The organism is Stenotrophomonas sp. SMYL8 (assembly GCF_036320065.1).
Classification (GTDB): Bacteria; Pseudomonadota; Gammaproteobacteria; order Xanthomonadales; family Xanthomonadaceae; genus Stenotrophomonas; species Stenotrophomonas maltophilia_A.
The window spans coordinates 35,863-50,657 of the sequence record NZ_JAWIRR010000001.1 but is presented as its reverse complement, the minus strand read 5'-3'; the positions used below and the strand labels follow the sequence as shown (position 1 = coordinate 50,657).

At 65.0% G+C, this 14,795-nt stretch carries 14 protein-coding genes; 3 read left to right on the top strand and 11 right to left on the bottom strand.

Features of this window, described 5'->3' with window-relative positions; all coding sequences use genetic code 11:
• The first annotated feature begins 56 nt into the window (after positions 1-56).
• Positions 57-404 carry a winged helix-turn-helix transcriptional regulator gene (locus V3B25_RS00265; RefSeq protein WP_329809820.1) on the top strand — a complete coding sequence of 116 codons (348 nt, stop codon included), beginning with the start codon at positions 57-59 and terminating at the stop codon, positions 402-404.
• 292 nt (positions 405-696) lie between these two features.
• Here the strand turns inward: V3B25_RS00265 and V3B25_RS00260 are convergent, their stop codons facing one another.
• The 8 genes from V3B25_RS00260 to V3B25_RS00225 all read right to left on the bottom strand — a co-directional run bounded on the left by V3B25_RS00260 (position 697) and on the right by V3B25_RS00225 (position 7,951).
• Entirely contained in the window at positions 697-894 is a 198-nt protein-coding gene (locus V3B25_RS00260) for a hypothetical protein (RefSeq protein WP_032128612.1), read from the bottom strand.
• Between the two features lie 115 nt (positions 895-1,009).
• Complete coding sequence (locus tag V3B25_RS00255) at positions 1,010-1,387, bottom strand: EF-hand domain-containing protein (protein ID WP_329809819.1); 378 nt, start codon at positions 1,385-1,387, stop codon at positions 1,010-1,012.
• Positions 1,388-1,414: 27 nt separating this feature from the next.
• The gene (locus V3B25_RS00250; RefSeq protein WP_329809818.1) at positions 1,415-1,810 is read right to left on the bottom strand and encodes a hypothetical protein; all 396 of its coding nucleotides are present in this window, start codon (positions 1,808-1,810) and stop codon (positions 1,415-1,417) included.
• A gap of 90 nt (positions 1,811-1,900) precedes the next feature.
• On the bottom strand, positions 1,901-3,859 hold the full coding sequence (locus tag V3B25_RS00245) for a MacB family efflux pump subunit (RefSeq protein WP_343240000.1): 1,959 nt from the start codon (positions 3,857-3,859) through the stop codon (positions 1,901-1,903).
• A 2-nt stretch (positions 3,860-3,861) separates the two neighbouring features.
• Complete coding sequence (locus V3B25_RS00240; protein WP_329809816.1) at positions 3,862-5,052, bottom strand: efflux RND transporter periplasmic adaptor subunit; 1,191 nt, start codon at positions 5,050-5,052, stop codon at positions 3,862-3,864.
• A gap of 135 nt (positions 5,053-5,187) precedes the next feature.
• The gene (locus tag V3B25_RS00235; RefSeq protein WP_329809815.1) at positions 5,188-5,604 is read right to left on the bottom strand and encodes a hypothetical protein; all 417 of its coding nucleotides are present in this window, start codon (positions 5,602-5,604) and stop codon (positions 5,188-5,190) included.
• 323 nt (positions 5,605-5,927) lie between these two features.
• The gene (locus V3B25_RS00230) at positions 5,928-7,277 is read right to left on the bottom strand and encodes a HAMP domain-containing sensor histidine kinase (RefSeq protein WP_329809814.1); all 1,350 of its coding nucleotides are present in this window, start codon (positions 7,275-7,277) and stop codon (positions 5,928-5,930) included.
• On the bottom strand, positions 7,277-7,951 hold the full coding sequence (locus V3B25_RS00225) for a response regulator transcription factor (protein WP_032128606.1): 675 nt from the start codon (positions 7,949-7,951) through the stop codon (positions 7,277-7,279). Before V3B25_RS00225 ends, V3B25_RS00230 begins: the two co-directional genes overlap by 1 nt.
• Before the next feature lie 208 nt (positions 7,952-8,159).
• On the opposite strand from V3B25_RS00225, the gene V3B25_RS00220 reads away from it, so the two are divergent.
• A complete protein-coding gene (locus tag V3B25_RS00220) occupies positions 8,160-8,441 on the top strand; it encodes a hypothetical protein (RefSeq protein ID WP_012511452.1) in 282 nt (93 codons plus the stop codon).
• A 56-nt stretch (positions 8,442-8,497) separates the two neighbouring features.
• On the opposite strand, the gene V3B25_RS00215 is transcribed toward V3B25_RS00220, so the two are convergent.
• Together V3B25_RS00215 and V3B25_RS00210 are read right to left on the bottom strand one after the other, a co-directional pair.
• Positions 8,498-10,639, bottom strand: a complete 2,142-nt coding sequence (locus V3B25_RS00215) for a TonB-dependent receptor (RefSeq protein ID WP_329809813.1) — start codon at positions 10,637-10,639, stop codon at positions 8,498-8,500.
• Between the two features lie 72 nt (positions 10,640-10,711).
• Positions 10,712-11,356: a TetR/AcrR family transcriptional regulator gene (locus tag V3B25_RS00210; RefSeq protein WP_049398239.1), complete on the bottom strand. Its 645-nt coding sequence runs from the start codon at positions 11,354-11,356 to the stop codon at positions 10,712-10,714.
• A gap of 82 nt (positions 11,357-11,438) precedes the next feature.
• On the opposite strand from V3B25_RS00210, the gene V3B25_RS00205 reads away from it, so the two are divergent.
• Positions 11,439-12,962: an FAD-dependent monooxygenase gene (locus V3B25_RS00205; protein WP_329809812.1), complete on the top strand. Its 1,524-nt coding sequence runs from the start codon at positions 11,439-11,441 to the stop codon at positions 12,960-12,962.
• A gap of 8 nt (positions 12,963-12,970) precedes the next feature.
• Here the strand turns inward: V3B25_RS00205 and V3B25_RS00200 are convergent, their stop codons facing one another.
• Entirely contained in the window at positions 12,971-14,674 is a 1,704-nt protein-coding gene (locus V3B25_RS00200) for an ATP-binding protein (RefSeq protein ID WP_329809811.1), read from the bottom strand.
• Positions 14,675-14,795: the final 121 nt, after the last annotated feature.

The window sequence follows — 14,795 nt, the reverse complement described above, 5'->3', positions numbered from 1 at the left end:
GCTATTGCAACAAGAACGATGATTTTCCGTAGGTACTATGGTTTTCCGGAGTATGCATGCGTAGCAAGCGTTGGGATGGCAAGAGCGGTTGCGCCGTGGAGGTCACGCTGTCGGTCATGGGTGGCGTGTGGAAGCCTGTCATCCTCTTTCACCTGATGACCGGCAAGCGTCGCTTCATGGAGCTGACGCGGCGGGTGCCCAACGCCACCCAGTCCATGTTGACCAGCCAACTGCGGGAACTGGAAGCTGATGGGGTGGTGATCCGCCATGTCTATGCAGAGGTGCCACCGAAGGTCGAGTACGAGCTGTCCGAATTCGGGCGCACGCTGGTGCCGGTGCTGCTGGCCATGCGCGAGTGGGGCGAAACCTATCGTGGCCCTAGAAGCACGGACAGCGACAGCTGAGGTCTGAAGCGTAGCGCCGAGTGTGGTCGACATGGCCCGCGCACCCCGCAGCGTTTCGGAGGCCATAGCAATCGCGGTAGTGCAGGAGGCAGCGCATGTGGAGCGCTGCCTCGCTTCGCGAAGGGCGGCGAGCAGGATATCGAAGTGCAGGCGCGCGAAAATAACGCGATGCGGATGGGATGAAATCACTCCGCCCACGCGTATGGAACCTCTTCAGTAGCAAGGGGCAGCGCCTGGCAGCCAATGCCAGCCCCCGAAATGGGGGCCGGCACACATCACGGCAGTGCGTGACTTACGGGATGGTGCAGCCGCTGTTCCGCAGGCAGCGGGCAAAAGCCGGGTAGCACACCTTCTCGCCATTGCCCGCTGCGAGGCAGGCCTCGTAGGCGGTGTAGCACGGGGTACAGCGGGACTGCGCGGAGGCACTGCCGATTCCCAGGGTCAGTGCAGCAGCCGCAATAGCAACAGACAGCTTGAATCCAATCTTCATGCTTCACTCCGTTGATAGCCCTCCTTGGGCACCTCGGAGGCTAACGTGGGAAGAAGGTGTATTCAACCCGCACCGAGCCCGGATGGGTATCCATCTTCAGCGCCCCGCCCTGGATTTACTTTGTTGGTGCGTCTGCAGTCTGAGCGGCAACCATGGCTTGTTGCATCTCTTTCAGCGACAGATAGTCATCACCATCGGTGTCCAGGCCCGCGAAGTACTTCGCGATCTCCGGCACCACGTTGGCTTCCTCCTTGCTGATCCTGCCGTCTTTGTTCCTGTCCATCGCGGAAAACGCGGCGTCGATGGAATCGGCCTGCTTGCTGAAACGTTCCTGCTGAAATGTCGCGTACTCTGTCTTGTCGACGCGTCCGTCGTTGTTGGCATCCATGGCGGTGAATGTGGCGTCGATGTAGGCCTGATTCGGGTCGGCCGGTGAGGCCTGGGCCAGCAACGGGGCAGTGCACAGGGCGATCAACAGAGTGATCCTGGTCATGGGTGGTTTTTCCTTGAGAGATACAAGTCAGCGGCAGGGATAGGTGTAGCCGTCGGCGCCGCGATAGGTGTCGTTGCGGCGGTCGTAGTTGCCGTAGCGGTTCATGCAGTAGTCGGCGCGCGCGCGGGTCTCACGCTCGCGTTTGGCTGCAGCGGCAATCACGCCGGCCACCACCGCTGCACCTACCACGCCCACCACGACACCGGCGGTCTTGGCATCGTGCCGGCGCTCGCGTTCGCGCTCATGATTCCGCTCACGTTCGCGCCGTTCCCATGCATCGCGCTCCCGATCGCGGTAGTCCTGGTTCCACTGCGGGTTGTAGCGGTCGCCACGCTGCGCATGGGCGTCGCCGGCGTACGGCATCAACACCAGCTGCGCAGTGACCGCTAGAATCAGCGCGGTTCTTCCTGTCTTCAGAAACATCGTCCAGCTCCTGTGCGGACATCGTTGGTAGCCGTAGTACACCCCGCAGACATTGCGCGAACCTGCCGTCAGAGCGAGCAATTGCAGCGGCTATCGAACCAGCGCCTCCACAGGATCCAGCTGTGCGGCACGGCGTGCCGGCAGGAAGCCGAAACCAACGCCGATCAGGCTGGAACACACGAATGCAGCCAGAATCGAATTGACGGAGAACACCAGGCTGAAGCCCGCATCGGCCAGCTCCATCACCGCGCCCAGCGCCAGCGCCACGCCGATGCCTAGCACGCCACCGAGCAGGCAGACCAGCACCGATTCGATCAGGAACTGCTGCAGGATGTCGCTGCGTCGCGCGCCCACCGCCATGCGCACGCCGATCTCGCGGGTTCGCTCGGTCACCGACACCAGCATGATGTTCATGACCCCGATTCCGCCCACCACCAGTGCGATGGCAGCGATGGAGCCGATCATCATGGTCAGGATACCGGTGGTCTGTTCAATGGATCTACGGATCTGCGCGTTGTTGCTCATGTAGAAATCGGTGCTGCCGTGGCGGCGAGTCAGCAGTCGCGCGATGGCCTGCTCAGCCGCTTCCATGCTGATCGCATCCGAGACGCGCACGGTGATGCTGGAGACGTGGCTCTGCCCCAGTACGCGCGCCATTGCGGTGGTGTAGGGCAGCCATACCCGCAGCAGCGATGCATCACCGGCCGCACCGGCGTCCTTCTTCACCACACCCACCACGCGCACCGGGACATTGCCCAGCAGCAGGGTCTGCCCGATCGGATTGTCGGTCGCGGCGAAGAAGCGTGCGCGGGTATTGGCGTCGATCACCACCACCTGCTGGTAGCCGACCACGCCGGGTGGACCGAAGAAGGCGCCCTCGCCGAGCTTCAGGCCATGCACGCGGAAGTACTGCTCGCTGACGCCCTGCACCTGCACACTGGCAGAGCGGTTGCCGCGCAGGGCGGTGCCGCTGGTGGCAACACCCGGGGTGGCGCTGTCCACGAATGGCTGCCGGGCCAGGGCCACGCTGTCGCCGGGGGTGAGTGTTTCCACCCGCGCCGAGTGCAGGTCGCCAAAACCGGAACCGGGATAGATCTCGATCGTGTTGGTACCCAACGAGGAGATGTTGGACAGGATGGCCTGCCGTGCACCGGTGCCCAGTGCTACCACCGCCACGACCGAAGCAATGCCGATGATGATTCCGAGCATGGTCAGGAAGGTGCGCATGCGGTGGGCGTTCATCGCGCGCAGTGCCATGCGGAAGGCTTCAGCGAAACGGTCCCGCCAGACCTGCCAGCCGCTGCTACCCGCGGATTGGGGCGCGGCTGGCGTCGCCACGCCTGCTGCCAGAGCAGTACCGGTTGCACGATCATCCACGATCCGCCCATCGCGGATTTCGATGATGCGCTGCGCATGCTCGGCCACGGCCATGTCATGCGTGACCAGCACCACGGTATGGCCCTCGGCGTGCAACTCGCCGAGGATCTTCATCACCTCTTTGCCGGAATGCGTATCCAGCGCACCTGTGGGTTCGTCGGCGAAGATCACCGCGCCACCATTCATCAGCGCACGCGCAATCGAAACGCGTTGCTGCTGGCCGCCCGAGAGCTCGCCAGGGAGATGCTGCATGCGCTCGCCCAGACCCAGCCGCGACAGCAAGGTGGCTGCCCGTGCATGGCGTGCTTCGGCAGGCATGCCGGCGTAGATCGCAGGCACCTCCACATTGCTCAGTGCAGTCAGATCGGTCAGCAGGTGATAGCGCTGGAAGATGAAGCCGAAGTGCTCGCGGCGTAGTTCGGCCAGTTCATCAGGCGACATCTGCGCGGTCTCGCGCCCGGCGATCTGATAGATGCCGGCGGAAGGGCGATCCAGGCAACCCAGGATGTTCATCAGCGTGGACTTGCCTGAACCGGATTGGCCTACGATGGCCACCAGTTCACCTGCGTGAATATCCAGGTCGATGCCGTCGAGTACCACCAGTGTCTGCTCGCCTGCGGCAAATTCACGGCGTACGCCGCGAACGCGCAGCAGTGGCTCGGTCATGGTCATACTCATTCGGGTTGCGCGGGTGCGCTGGTGGCTTCGTCGTTGGCCTGCGCCAGCACGACCTGTTCGCCTTCCCTCAGCCCGTCGCGTACTTCCACCTGGATCTGGTCATCCAGCCCGGTGGTGATGCGCCGCGTGCTGGCGCGGCCGTCGGCACCACGGACCTGCACGCTGTAGCTGCCATCGGCGGTGCGCGCCCCCAATGCGGCCGAGGGAATGGTCAGTACGTCGTTGGCGCGGCCCAGCACGATGCGAACCTGCGCGGTCATGTAGCTGCGCAGGCGGCCATCGGCGTTGTCCACGTCGAACTGGCCGTTGTAGTACATGGCCGTGCGGCTGCCACCCGACACCGCCGGTGCGGCGAGGCTGGAACTGTCTTCGTTGGTGATCGATTCCGGTGCTGGCGCTATATCCCGAAGCCTGCTGCTGTAGCGGCGGCCGGCATCACCAAGGATGGTGAAGAACGCCTCCTGCCCAACAGCGGTGTGTACGACGTCAGCCTCGGAGATCTCGGCGTACACCGTCATCACGTCCTGATTGCCCAGCATCACGATGGTCGGTGCGCTCTGCACCGCATTCACGGTCTGCCCCTGGCGCGCGACCACGGCCAGTACGGTGCCGTCGGTGGGGGCGGTGATGCGGGTGTACTCGAGATTGGTCTGCGCGACATCGACGTCGGTCTGTCGGCGCGCAACTTCACCGTCCAACGCGGCGATCTGTTCACGGGTGGCGTCGACCTTGGCCTTGGCTGTATCGAAGTCGGCGCGGGCAACCAGTTGCACGGCAGCCAGTTGCTGCTGCCGATGCAGTGTCAACTCGAACTGGCGCAGGTCGGTGGCCAGTGCATCGCGGTTGGCGCGCGCGGTGCGCTGTGCGGCCTGCGCGCTCAGCAATGCATTGCGCTGCGTGCGCGAATCGATATCGGCGATGGGATCGCCGGCTTTCACTTTGTCGCCCAGTTTCACATGCAGGGTGTCGATGCGGCCGGAGACCTGCGCACCCACGCTGACCAGCCGCGAGGGCTTCAGCGTGCCAGTGGCTTCCACCACCTGTTCGATGTTGCCGCGAACGACCGGCGCAACCTGCAGGTTCGGAGGTGGTGCGGGCCGCAACCATGCAAACAGAATCAGCGCGCTGCACAGCAGGGCGGCAGCAATCATGAGCGCCCGGCGGCGCTTGCGTGGTGCGGCGCTCATCGTCGCAGCATCCAGTAGAGACAGGTCATCGCGGGTCCTCGTGGCAGAAGAGACACACGTCTGGCGTGGCAGACGGGGTTGGCCGTCGAGTCTCGATGCGCTGGGTTGCGTGAACCTTGCGGGGCTATCGCTGTGTCAGCGTGCGGCAGGAAGGGCGAGCAATGCTACGGCGATGAACTGCAGGGCGCTACCGAGAACCAGCAGTGCATTGCGCAGCCGGTGACCTGCCAATCGCGCAGCGAAGAGTTGACTCACCGCGCCGGCCAACAACCAGAAGAATGCTGGAACAGGCAGCTTCGTCATCCCTGCACCGATGCTGATCAGCAGCGCGCTGGCAATCATCATCCCGGTGGCATGACCATCCAGGACGCGCAGCAGTGGTGGCATCGGGCGGGAGGTTGCCGCGCGCCATGCCGCCAACCCATGCAGCGCGGCATGCACGGCAACGAACAGGAGCACAGCAGCGGCCGCCGCTGCACTCGCGTGCCTATACGTTAAAGCCACCAGTGCAATGCCGGGCAGCAGCAGGAACAAGGCGCCGAACAACCGCATCAATACACCTGCGCGCTCGGTTTCGGGAACTGCCCGCAGCCAATGCGGCCAATGTTCCAGGCCGAGTGCGCGGCCAGTGCGTGGGCGGCGATTCCATGCGGCAGCGGTAAGGCCCGGCGAATTCCGCGGTGGCACAGTGCGCGTGGAAGAGGACGGTGGAGGAGCTCCTTGGGTCACATGCAGGCTTCCTGTCAGATCGGAACGCGGTGGCACGGCAGGTGCCACACCCCGATGCTCTGCAGCGAACATTGCCGCAACCTTGCCTGTCCTCGCTACCGGCTTCGCATGGACAGGTGCTAGTTACACAGGTGCATGCGGTGTGTTCAGTGCTCCAGCGGTGGCGCGCTGGTCACGCCCGGGTGCAGTGGAAACTCAACACGGATCAATGCACCACCGCCAGGCGCATCCAGAATCGTGACGTGGCCGCCGTGGCGGTCGATCACCTGGCGCACCAGGTTCAACCCCAGGCCTGCGCCTGTCTGCCGTGGCCGTAGCCGCTGGAAGGGTTCGAAAACCCGTTCGCGCTGGTCGGCCGGTATGCCGGGGCCGTCGTCCTCGACCTCCAGGCAGCTGCCCTGAACGCGCACGATGATCTGGCGTCCGCCATGTTCGGCAGCATTCAGCACCAGGTTGGAGATTACCCGCTCCACTGCGCCGGTCTCGCCGAACACCGGGAAGTGCGATTCCACCACCACGGCTACGGTCTTGTCCGACTGGATCAACAGCGGCGCCAGATCGGCGGCCACCCGTTTGGCCACCCGCGCCAGGTTGATGGTTTCCTTCGGCCCGTCTTCGTCCATGCGGTGCAGATCCAGCAACTGCTCTGCCAGTGTCGCCAACCGTGCCACTTCCACGGCCAGGTTGCGCGTGGTGGCGTCGTCGGCCGCATCGACCTTCACCCTCAGAATTGCAATGGGGGTGCGCAGCTCATGCGCGGCGGCGGCGATGAAGCGGCGTTGCCGCTCGTGCCCCTCGTCCAGCCGCTCCAGTGCTTCATTCACCGCCGTCACCAACGGAGCGATCTCCACCGGCACCGCGGTTTCTGTCAGGCGGACACCGCGCCGACTGGCGGAGATGTTGCGGGCTTCCTGGGCGATGCGCTCCACCCCGGCCAAAGCTCGTCTTACGATGATCGGTGTCAGGACGATGGTGGCCAGGCCCAGCAGCAGGAAGATCGGCAGGGTGATGATGTGTGCCGCCAACGCCATCTGCCAGGTCAGCGTATCGGTTTCGCCATGGGCCATGATGGTCAGCTTGCCGGCCGGCCCGCTGTGCTGGCGGACCACGACGGCCAGGCCATCGCTGCGGTCGCGCCCGCGCAGGTCGCCAAAGGGGATGCCATCCAGTGCGCCAACCAGCGAGGCATAGGCCGGCGGCACAGGCCCGAACGTAACGTGGTGGCCGTGCTCATCCTCGGCGATGAACCATGCACCGGGAACGACCTTCAGCAGTTCGGCCAGTTCCGGCGTGTTCTGCACGTAGAGGTCGCCATTGCGGTCGCGGCGCACCGCGTCGGCCGCCACCGGTGCGAAGGTCTGGATGGTGTAGTAGCCACCGCTGTCGGCACGTATCAGCACCATCAGCAGCGCGAAGAACGCCACCAGCAACGCCAGCAGCTGATAGATCAGCGTTTTGACGATCAACGGGCGCTTCAGCGAGGGACGACGCGCCATTACTTGGCTTCCCGCATCAGATAGCCGACGCCACGGATGGCGTGTATCTCTACTCCTGCATCGGCATCGGCCAGCTTGCGGCGAAGGCGCGAGACGTGCGAGTCGAGCGTGTTGGAATGGATGCCGTCATCGAATCCATACACCGCCATTTCAATCGACTCGCGGAGCACGGTGCGCCCCAGCCGCCGGGCCAACGCGGTCAGCACACGGATCTCGCGGCGCGGCAGCTCAAGCCGTTGCCCGCCCACACTGGCTTCACCCGATGCCGGGTCGAACACCAACCGGCCGATGCTGACCAGTTCCACCTGCATGCCGCTCGGCCGGCGCCCTGCAGCGCGGATGCGGGCGAACAGTTCCTCAAGTGCGAAGGGCTTGGTCAGATAGTCGTCCGCGCCCTCATCCAGGCCGGCGATGCGGTCCGGCAGCTGCCCCAGCGCGCTCAGCACGATGATCGGCACCCCTGGGTTGCGCTCACGCAGCAGGGAAATCAATCCCAGTCCGTCACCGTCGGGCAGGGTGCGGTCCAGCAGCACCAGATCGTGCGATCCGCACAGGGCCGCTTCGCGGGCCAGTGCCAGCGTGTTGGCCAGGTCCACCACGTAGCGCTCGCGCTGCAGGGCGGATTTCAGGGTGGCGGCCAGTTCGGCTTCGTCTTCGATCAGCAGGATGTGCATCGGCAGGGCTTGGGCAGGAAGGGCGTGGCAGGGCGGTCCGGCACGCGCCGGCAACGTATTACAGGAACATTGCGTGAACATGGCGTGCCTTCCCGATCTTCCGCACGGCTGTGGTGACGCAGGAAACACGCTGTCGGCGCAAGGTTCGCGCAATCCAGGCACTCCAGCCTTGGCGCCCACTCGCTGCCCCCCAATCCCTGGAGTACCCATGAAGTTGTTCGTTCCGTTGTTGCTCGTGGCCGCGTTGAGTGGCTGTACCACCGCGAAGATGACCGTAACCCCTGATGGCCGGCGTGGCGTCTCCATCGACTGCAGCGGCTCCAGTTCCTGGAGTGGCTGCTACGAAAAGGCCGGACAGATGTGCCCAGGCGGCTATGTAGTCTTCAGCAAGGATGGCGACGACGGCAACGCCATCGCGGTGGGCAACAAGAATGGCTTCACTTCCACCCAGATGGCCACCCGCTCGATGCTGGTGGCCTGCTCGCACTGACACCCACAGGGGAGGTGGGTTGCCACCTCCCCGTCATCACCGCCCCCAGCCCTGCGTCAGAAGCTGTAAGCGGCCTGCACGTACACCCGCCGCGGCTCACCCGGGAAATGCCCGTTGCGCGCGATGAAACCGCTGGCTGCATATACCTTGTCGAACAGGTTCTTGACGTTGGCCTGGAACTGCCATTGCTTCCATGTGGTCTTCCAGCTCATGTCGAACACGGTGTAGGCCTTGACCGTCTGCCCGTCCAGGCTGACGCGCTCGCCAACGTGATCCATGCCAAAGCCGATGGCGGAGTTGATCGCCGGAAGGTCATAACGCGTCCACATTCCCAGCTTGTTGCGTGGCGCATTGGCGAATCGGTCGCCGGAAGCGTTGGTGATGCCATTCGGGCCTGCATCCTTCACCCGCGCATCGTTGTAGGCGTAGGTCAGATTCAGCACCCAGCGCTCGGTGAGGTCGGCCAGCAGATCCAGCTCCATGCCGGTACTGCGCACCAGGCCCAGCGCGGCCAACTGGTTCACGCCACCGATCACTTCGCCGGTGGCCTGCACGATATTGCTGCGGTCGATCCGGTAGGCGGCCATGTTCAAGGTTACACGGTTGGCCAGCAGGGACTTCATGCCCACTTCCCACTGCTTGCTGCGCTCGGCATCGAACGGTCCGCCGGCAGCCGGATTCTGGTTGCCGGCACTCTGCGGTACAAAGCCGCTGGCCATGTTGGCGTAGACATTCAGGCCCTCGCGCACGGTGAACGTGCTGCCCAGCCGCCAGCTGAGGTCGTTGCCGTCCACACTGCTGCCGGCAATGCGGTCGTCGTCCTTGAAGCCATCCCAGCGCAGCCCGGCCAGTACATGCCAGCGTGTGCCCAGTGCCAGCTCGTCCTGCAGATAGCCGCCATAGCGCATGCTGCGGGTGGACGTGCTGCGCCAGGGCAGGTCCACCAGGTTGTAGTCGTGCCAGGTACTGGCGCCGTACACGGGATTGAACAGGTCGATGCCGCGCACCGGCCCCGCACCACGGGCAAGGTCGGCGCTGTTGGCGGTCTGTGCAGTGAAATCCGCATCCAGCTGGTACACATCGGCACCGAACAACACCTTGTGCTCAACCGCGCCGGTCGTCACCCGCCAGACTGCATTGCCGTTGGCAGTGAATGCTTCGTTGTCGCGGATCTGGTTTCGCAGCTGGCGGGTCATCCACTCGGCCACGCCATCGCGGTCACGATCGATCAGGCCCATCGGCTCGTGGTACATCTGGTGCTCGTTGTTGCTGAACCAGCGAGCGGCGAAGTCCACATCCAGATTGTCGCGTGGTGCGAAGCGGTACTGCGCCAGCGCCACTTTGGCGCGCATGTCGAGGAAGTCGCTGGCCTCGTTGTGGTTCCAGCGGCGGTCGGTCAGGAAGGTGCCCGCATCATTCACCGGCACGCCGCGCAGGCGGTTGCCGCCGAGGTTCTGGGTGATGTCGGTGAACTGCAGCACCAGCTCGCCGGTCTGGCCGATGTCGAAGGCCAGCGAGGCGTCGCCGATCACGCTCTCGCTGTCGGTGTTCCAGCGCACGCCCTTTTCACTGTCGGCATACAGCCCGGCGCGATAGCGCACGCTGCCGGAGGCATTCAACGGCCCGGTACCCTCGATCGATCCGGCACGAAAGTTCTTGTCGCCCAGCTGGATCTCGATGTTGCGTCCGGCGCTGGCTTTCGGTTTGCGGGTTACATAGTTGATGACGCCGCCTGCATCACCACCGCCATAAAGCGCGCCTGCCGGCCCCTTCAGCACTTCCACGCGCTCGATGTTGAACAGCTGCGGCACCGAAAATCCTGCGTACGGGTCGCCGCGCAGGCCGTCATACAGCACGTTCTCCTGGCGGAAGCCGCGCAGGGTCACCCCGGCATAGCTGAAATAGCTGATGCCGCTGATGCTGCGATAGAGGTCGGTCACCTGGCGCGCGGCCTGGTCGTCGATCAGTTCACGCGGGATGACCTGGATCGACTGTGGGACCAGCTCCAGGGGCGTATCGGTGCGGGTGCCGACCGCGGCATCGTCTACCCGATACAGTGTCTGTGCGCGTCCGCGAACTTCGACCTTGTCCAGGTCCTTTGGCGCGGCAGTGGAGGGCTCGGCAGCATGGGCAAGGGTTGCCAGGGGCAGGGTCAGTGCCAGGCACAGGGCGCGTTGCAGGGGCATTGGAAAAGGCATCGGGAGAGGGGGTGTGTCTGCAAATGAGAAAGATTAGCATTTGCAGCACTTCGTGACCTATCCCCGAATGCGTTATGGACGCGCGCCGGGGTCCGTATACGGTGTGCCCGCCAAGGCCACCAGTACCCCGGTGGCGCCGCGCACGATCAGCTGCAGCATGGCCTCACGCGGGTCCTCGCCCTGCAGTTGGCTTGCCAATCCCTTCTCATAGGCCGCCACCATCGACGCCAGCAGCATGGCCGCGCCCAATCGCGCTTCGGCGTCATGTTCTGGCCGGCCGGCAGCGTCGGCCATCAATCGCGCCAGGTCGTCAGTCAACTGCGCCTGCAGCCTTCGCGCGTGCGCGACCAGTACCGGGCTCTCCGCCACGGTGCCCCAAAAGGCGGCAGCGCCGGCATTGATGCGCAGCAGCGGATGGCCAGCCTCCAGCAACTCGCGCACCAGCGACTGGAAGGCCGCCAGCGGGGTCATGCCGCTGCGCGCCATCATGCCCTCGCGCAGCAGCATGCGCGCCTCCTCATCGCGATCGAACACCAGGTCTTCCTTGCTGGCGAAGTAGTTGAAGACCGTCTTGCGTGAGACGCCCGCGGCTTCGGCGATTTCGGACATGGAGACGGCCTCGAAGCCACGCCGGATGATCAGCTCGGTGGCGACGTCCGAAATCGCTTGTCGGGTCTCGGCCTTGCGTTGTTCGCGACGACCTGGAGGCGGGGTCATGGGTGGTTCACTTGTGGAAACGTACACCGAGTGTAACATTTGATCCGCCAGAGCGCCGACCCGGCGCTCACAAGGATTCCCCATGCTATACGACGTCGTCATTGCCGGTGCTGGCCCGGTGGGCCTGTTCCTGTCCTGTGAACTGGCCCAGGCCGGGTGTTCAGTGCTGGTGCTGGAACAGGCCGGGTCCGCCGGTTCGCCGTTGAAGCGCCTGCCATTCGGGCTGCGCGGCCTTAACGCCCCCACGCTGGAGGCACTGGATCGGCGCGGCCTGTTGGACGCGGTCGCCGCGACGCAGGTGCTCAAGCCCGACAAGGGCGCGCCGCCGCCCGGCACCGCCCATTGGCTGGCGCAGCCGCGTGCGCTGGGTGGGCACTTCGCGGGTATTCCATTTGCACTGGACGATGTGGACCAGACGCGCTGGAGCTGGCGCCTGCCGACACCGGTGGGCACCCAGATGGCGGTGGAGCTGCAGGCCCTGGAAGCGGTGCTTGCCGAACGTGCGACTGCGCTGGGCGTGCGCATCGAACGCGGGCGTGCGGTACAGGCGGTGGATGCGCACGAGGCGCAGGTTGCCGTGCACACCGGCTCCGGCAGGGTCCACGGCCGCTGGCTGGTCGGTTGTGATGGGGCCCGCAGCACGGTACGCAAACAATCGGGCTTCCTCTTCGCTGGAACCGGGCCAGAGTTCACCGGTTACACGCTGCTGGTCGAACTGGCAGATGGGTGTGTACTCACACCAGGCCGACAGTTCACCGATCACGGGATGTGCAATTTCAACCCGCCAGGCATGCTGGCGCTGGCCGATTTCGATGGTGGCGCCGGCCATCGCACGCCACTGGACCGGCACACCGCGCAAGCGTTGCTGCGGCGGGTGTCTGGCCGCGGGGCAACGATCACTGCATTGCACCTGGCCACGACATGGACCGATGCTGCGCGCCAGGCGACGGCCTATCGCAGCGGACGTGTGCTGTTGGCAGGTGATGCCGCGCACATGCATTCGCCGTTGGGCGGCCAGGGACTGAACCTCGGCATCGGCGATGCGATGAACCTCGGTTGGAAACTGGCCGCCGTAGCGCGGGGCAAGGCCGATGAGGCGCTGCTGGACAGCTATCAGGCGGAGCGCCATCCGGTGGGTGCCAAGGTGCTGGACTGGTCGCGCGCGCAGGTTGCGCTGATGCGACCCGGGCCCGGTTCGCGCGCGCTGGCGGCGATCATGGCCGACCTGGCCGGCACCCGCGATGGGGCCACGTATCTGGCCGAGCGGATCTGGGGTGTTTCGCAGCAGCTGGATCTTGACGGAGACCACCCGCTGGTCGGCAGGAGCGCGCCGGACTTCCGGTTGGTCGATGGCCGCCGTCTGGGCGAACTGCTGAGAGCGGGGCAGGGGGCGCTGCTTGTTTTCGACCCGGCCTCTTCGCCGCCGCAGCATGGCCGACGCTGGCAACCTTCCATCGCCTGCGCCGCAGATACCGGGGATGCGGCGTCGGGCCTGGGGGCGTTGCTGGTGCGCCCGGATGGCATCGTCGCCTGGGCCTGTGGCACACGCGGGGATATGTCCGGCCTCGATTCAGCGCTTGCTTCCTGGACCGGTCCGACCCGGTGATCTGCCGGCTAATACGCAGTCACCATCGTCTGCGAGCGACAGCTGGCCTCGGTCATCACCGAGGCCAGCTGCTTCAGTGAGTAGGGCTTGCGCAGCAGCGTGAAACCGTGGCCTGGATCGCGGGCCAGCAGTTCGCTGTAGCCACTGGTGAGGATGATCGGAAGATCGGGCAGGCGGCTGCGGATGGTGCGGGCCAGATCCAGCCCATTGGTCCCGGGCATGACCACGTCGCTGAACACCACGTGGAAACGCGCAGCGTCGCGCTCGAGCTCCGCCAGTGCTTCGTCGGCATTGCGCGCGAGTACGACGTTGTACTCAAGCTCGCGCAGCGCACCGACTGCAAATTCGGCCACATCCACATTGTCTTCCACCACCAGCACGCACAATCCGTGACCATGCAGCAATCCCGGTTGCGCGGTCGGCAGCTCGATGGAGGCGTTTACCTGCGCCAGCGGCAGATACAGCGTGAAGCGCGTACCGACACCGGCCTGGCTCTGTACGTCCACTTCGCCCTCGGACTGCTTGACGAAGCCGAACACCTGGCTGAGGCCAAGCCCGGTGCCCGCGCCCACTCCCTTGGTGGTGAAGAATGGCTCGAAGATCCGGTCCAACACGGACGGATCGATACCGGAACCGGTGTCGCTGACGCTGATCGCAGCGAAGTTGCCTTTCATCGGCGCCGCGAACCGCACGGAAGGCACCGATGTCAGCTGTTCCACATCGATCGTCACCTTGCCGTGGCCGTCGATGGCGTCGCGCGCGTTCACCGCGATGTTGATCAGTGCGGTGTCGAGCTGGGTCCGGTCCAGCAGCACCGGCAACGGGGCGTCGGGCAGGTTCACCGACACGGAGATGCGTGCACCCAGCACTGTGGTGATGATGTCTGAAAGCGCGCGTATGCTCTCGCAGAGGTCGAATACCTGCGGCGACAGGCTCTGCCTGCGCGAGAACGCCAGAAGCTGGGCGGTCAGGCGAGTGGCGCGGTCAGCGGCGGTTTCGATCGCCTGTACATAGCGCAGGCGCGCATCTTCGGCCGGCCAGGTATGCAGCAGCATGTCTACGGAGCCGGTGATGACCTGCAGCAGATTGTTGAAGTCGTGGGCAACGCCGCCGGTCAGCTGGCCGATGGCCTCCAGCTTCTGCGACTGCCGCAGCTGTTCGCGGGCGCGTACCAGTTCAAGATGGGCCTCGCGTGCCTGCTCGGTGATGGCCGCTACCTGGCGGGTGTGCCGGTCGCGTTCGATCACCCGTTCGGTCTGCTCGCTGACCATGCAGATGATGCCGGCCACGCCTCCGCAACCGGCACGCAGCGGCGAGTAGGAGAACGTCCAGAATGTCTCGCGCAACGTGCCATCACGGTCCATCATCAACGGCATGTTCTTGAAGCTGCGGCTCGTGCCGCCGAAGGCGTCGTTGACAGCATCGACGACGTCGGCCCAGACGTCCGCCCAGACGTCTTCCAATCGGCTGCCCATGGCGCCGTGCAGCTTGCCGCCCAGCATCGGCAGGTAGGCATCGTTGAAAAAGAACGCCTTGTTGTCGCGGCCCCATGCGATCCACAGCGGCTCCGGAGAATCCAGGATCATCGCCAGCAGAGCGCGAAGTTCGGGAGGCGTGTTGATCGCGTCGGTGGAACGGGCCCAGTCGCTGTCCTGCAGCAGTCGGTAGGCGAGTTGATCGGGTGCCGAGACAGGAAGGGGGAAGGGATGCATGGCCGCGCGCGAAGAAAGGTGCCGCAGCTTAGCCGAGGTGATGTCATTGCGCCCTGCACAGCTCCTTTGCCCTGGCTGTCATCGGCCCTGCGCGGCGGACGAGATGGCTCACGGGGCGCCC

What these genes read in the sequence shown, in the direction of transcription:
- V3B25_RS00265 (WP_329809820.1), top strand. Translation starts at nt 57, where the DNA reads ATGCGTAGCAAGCGTTGGGATGGCAAGAGCGGTTGCGCCGTGGAGGTC.
- V3B25_RS00260 (WP_032128612.1), bottom strand. Translation starts at nt 894, where the DNA reads ATGAAGATTGGATTCAAGCTGTCTGTTGCTATTGCGGCTGCTGCACTG.
- V3B25_RS00255 (WP_329809819.1), bottom strand. Translation starts at nt 1,387, where the DNA reads ATGACCAGGATCACTCTGTTGATCGCCCTGTGCACTGCCCCGTTGCTG.
- V3B25_RS00250 (WP_329809818.1), bottom strand. Translation starts at nt 1,810, where the DNA reads ATGTTTCTGAAGACAGGAAGAACCGCGCTGATTCTAGCGGTCACTGCG.
- V3B25_RS00245 (WP_343240000.1), bottom strand. Translation starts at nt 3,859, where the DNA reads ATGACCATGACCGAGCCACTGCTGCGCGTTCGCGGCGTACGCCGTGAA.
- V3B25_RS00240 (WP_329809816.1), bottom strand. Translation starts at nt 5,052, where the DNA reads ATGAGCGCCGCACCACGCAAGCGCCGCCGGGCGCTCATGATTGCTGCC.
- V3B25_RS00235 (WP_329809815.1), bottom strand. Translation starts at nt 5,604, where the DNA reads ATGCGGTTGTTCGGCGCCTTGTTCCTGCTGCTGCCCGGCATTGCACTG.
- V3B25_RS00230 (WP_329809814.1), bottom strand. Translation starts at nt 7,277, where the DNA reads ATGGCGCGTCGTCCCTCGCTGAAGCGCCCGTTGATCGTCAAAACGCTG.
- V3B25_RS00225 (WP_032128606.1), bottom strand. Translation starts at nt 7,951, where the DNA reads ATGCACATCCTGCTGATCGAAGACGAAGCCGAACTGGCCGCCACCCTG.
- V3B25_RS00220 (WP_012511452.1), top strand. Translation starts at nt 8,160, where the DNA reads ATGAAGTTGTTCGTTCCGTTGTTGCTCGTGGCCGCGTTGAGTGGCTGT.
- V3B25_RS00215 (WP_329809813.1), bottom strand. Translation starts at nt 10,639, where the DNA reads ATGCCTTTTCCAATGCCCCTGCAACGCGCCCTGTGCCTGGCACTGACC.
- V3B25_RS00210 (WP_049398239.1), bottom strand. Translation starts at nt 11,356, where the DNA reads ATGACCCCGCCTCCAGGTCGTCGCGAACAACGCAAGGCCGAGACCCGA.
- V3B25_RS00205 (WP_329809812.1), top strand. Translation starts at nt 11,439, where the DNA reads ATGCTATACGACGTCGTCATTGCCGGTGCTGGCCCGGTGGGCCTGTTC.
- V3B25_RS00200 (WP_329809811.1), bottom strand. Translation starts at nt 14,674, where the DNA reads ATGCATCCCTTCCCCCTTCCTGTCTCGGCACCCGATCAACTCGCCTAC.